The 2,542-nt window shown below is 29.5% G+C and carries 4 protein-coding genes; 2 read left to right on the top strand and 2 right to left on the bottom strand.

Features of this window, described 5'->3' with window-relative positions:
• Window positions 1-330 (bottom strand): hypothetical protein (locus tag N4A40_00785; protein MCT4660364.1); only part of this gene is annotated, 330 nt, incomplete at its 3' end.
• Between the two features lie 265 nt (window positions 331-595).
• Here N4A40_00785 and N4A40_00780 point away from each other — a divergent pair.
• Together N4A40_00780 and N4A40_00775 are read left to right on the top strand one after the other, a co-directional pair.
• Window positions 596-1,009: a YjdF family protein gene (locus N4A40_00780; GenBank protein MCT4660363.1), complete on the top strand. Its 414-nt coding sequence runs from the start codon at window positions 596-598 to the stop codon at window positions 1,007-1,009.
• A gap of 15 nt (window positions 1,010-1,024) precedes the next feature.
• The gene (locus tag N4A40_00775; GenBank protein MCT4660362.1) at window positions 1,025-1,417 is read left to right on the top strand and encodes a VOC family protein; all 393 of its coding nucleotides are present in this window, start codon (window positions 1,025-1,027) and stop codon (window positions 1,415-1,417) included.
• 196 nt (window positions 1,418-1,613) lie between these two features.
• Here N4A40_00775 and N4A40_00770 read toward each other — a convergent pair whose 3' ends face one another.
• A complete protein-coding gene (locus N4A40_00770; protein ID MCT4660361.1) occupies window positions 1,614-2,339 on the bottom strand; it encodes a MerR family transcriptional regulator in 726 nt (241 codons plus the stop codon).
• Between the last annotated feature and the right edge of the window lie 203 nt (window positions 2,340-2,542).

Raw genomic sequence — 2,542 nt, 5'->3', positions numbered from 1 at the left:
CTCTCCTCCTACAAATATTATTGGACTCTCAAATTCTAATTTATCTGGTCTAAATATTTTTTCAAACTTAGTCTTCTTATATTTTTCTGATTTTTTGAGTCTTAATTTCAATTTTTTTATTTCATTTTCTAATGCTTTTTCACTATACCCATCATACATCTCTCTAAATATACCATATCTATATTCAACATCTTCTTCTCTAGGTTTTACCTTTACTCTCTTTCCATCAACTTTCACTCCATCTAACTCATTGAATACTATTTCATGGTCTATTTCAGCCATTTTCCTACACAATTTTTCAAAAATATCTTTTGTAGCTGGATTTTTCATCTTTTAAACCTCCACTAATCAATTTCCTTCATATTTACTATAATATCATCATATGTTGATAATTTTTATACCAATTATGATTAGAGTCAATTATTCTATTGCACTTATAATCTTTTCTATGTAAAATCAAAATAGTAATAAAATATTAACGCTCGAGTAAAAAACACTGTCCGGTTGGTAGTCCGGACCTACTGATATGGTAGCAGTAACCTGCCCTCCTGGGGTTGTCCATACTCATCTGAGCTATTTCACAGGAGGATTCTAAATGAATGAATTAAAACTAAGCATTATTTTCGAAAAACCTTTTTGGATAGGTCTTTTTGAGTTTGAAAATTCAAACTGCTACGAAGTTGCTAAAATAACATTCGGTGCTGAACCAAAAGATGGTGAGATTTTAGACTTCATATGCAAAAATTTCTACAAGCTAAATTTCTCATCACAATCAACTAATCAAATTAGCAAACCTAAAAAAATCAATCCCAAAAAGCAGCAAAGAGATATTCAAAAAATCTGTCGACCAAAAGGTATTGGTACGAAAGCACAAGAAGCTCTAAAAAAACAACATGAAGAGAACAAAGCAATAAGAAAAAAGAATAAAAAAAATGCTAAAGATCATCACAAACAATATATTTACGATTTGAAGCAGAAAAAAAAGAAACAAAAGAAAAAAGGACATTAAATTTTAGGAGGTTTTATGGACAAATTAAAAATACATCACGTTTGCATACAAACATCATGCTACAAACAATCACTTGACTTTTACACTGATATATTAGGTTTCAATATAGTTTCTGAAACAAAGGGGTTTCACGGTAGAGACTACAATACTTGGCTTGAGTTAAATGGTTTTAGGATTGAGCTTCAAACTTCAAAATCTGGCGATTCATTAAATAGTTGGAGTAAATTTAATGAAGGCATAGTTCATCTATGCTTCGAAACAGATGATGTACGTGCTGAACTTTCTAGAATTCAAAATTTAGGCTACAATTCTTTTAAAATAAAAAATGGTGAGATACTATACTGTGTAGAAGGTGGTTACCTTTTTAAAGTAAAAGCACCTGAAGGTACTGAAATTGAGATTAGATAATATTATTGAATTGAATTGATTTAATTTACTATATCATACTCAAATTTGAGTATGCCAAGTAATCGACTTGAATATTCGAGTCTGTCAAATAATTGGTGTAAATATTCTGAAATTCGACACTTTAACATTAGTCATAGCCCATACAAAGGCTATGACTAATATCAAAACAAGCTCATAATTAGTTTATATTTTATTTTTAAACATTTTGATTTTTGTGAAGTTTTATTTCCAAAATAGCTATTTCGTCTATGATATCTTTAACAATATCTTCAGATTTTAATCCTTCCAGATTTTTCTCTACACAGATTTTTCCATCAAAAACCAATCTATATTCAAATGATTTCAAGTCCTCATTGTCTGTAACATGTATTTTGTCAAATTCTTCGCCAGTGGATTTAGCTATATCTATCCTCAACTTCTTTATAGCTAAAAGCAAAGAATTCTCCGCCTCAAAACTAGCTAAATCTACTATACCTTTTCCAACTTCCAACTTAATTCTACTCAAATTTCTGATCATTCTATTCATCCTCTCATTCTTTTGAGAAAAGAAAATTTGCTCTTCAAAAAACGATTCTAAGGTAGCTTTAGTAACGTCTTTTGATCCAAACGTATTTATTATTGAATCTATATATTGTTTCTTCTGATTAATCTCAACCAATTGCTTATCTAACTTAATTCGCTCATCCTTCAATATCTCATTTAGCCTGCAGCAACCACTATCTTGAATAATTGTTTTTATCAACTTCAAACTCAAATTTAACTCTTTGAGTATAATCACCATTTCCAATGCCTTAAGTGTACTATCACCATATATTCTATTTCCCGCTTTATCCCTCTTCACGTTTAATATTTCTATTTCTTCGTAATATCTGAGTGTTCTTAAAGATATTCCATAAATATTACTCACTTCTCTAATTCGCATATTTTCTCACCCCTGTCATCCAAAATTAGAAGATCTTCTGATTCAAGTATACTAAATTACGTAGCGTCATTGTCAACTATGTTTTCACCTACTAAAAAGTAAGTAATTTACAAACTAATACAAAATACTTTAAACTATTTTTAGTAAATTCATCTTGAAAGGAATGATTGTACATGATAAATGCAATAAAAAAGAGACGTAGT

It is taken from the genome of Tissierellales bacterium, assembly GCA_025210965.1.
GTDB lineage: Bacteria > Bacillota > Clostridia > Tissierellales > JAOAQY01 > JAOAQY01.
This window is presented reverse-complemented; position numbering and strand designations above follow the sequence as displayed.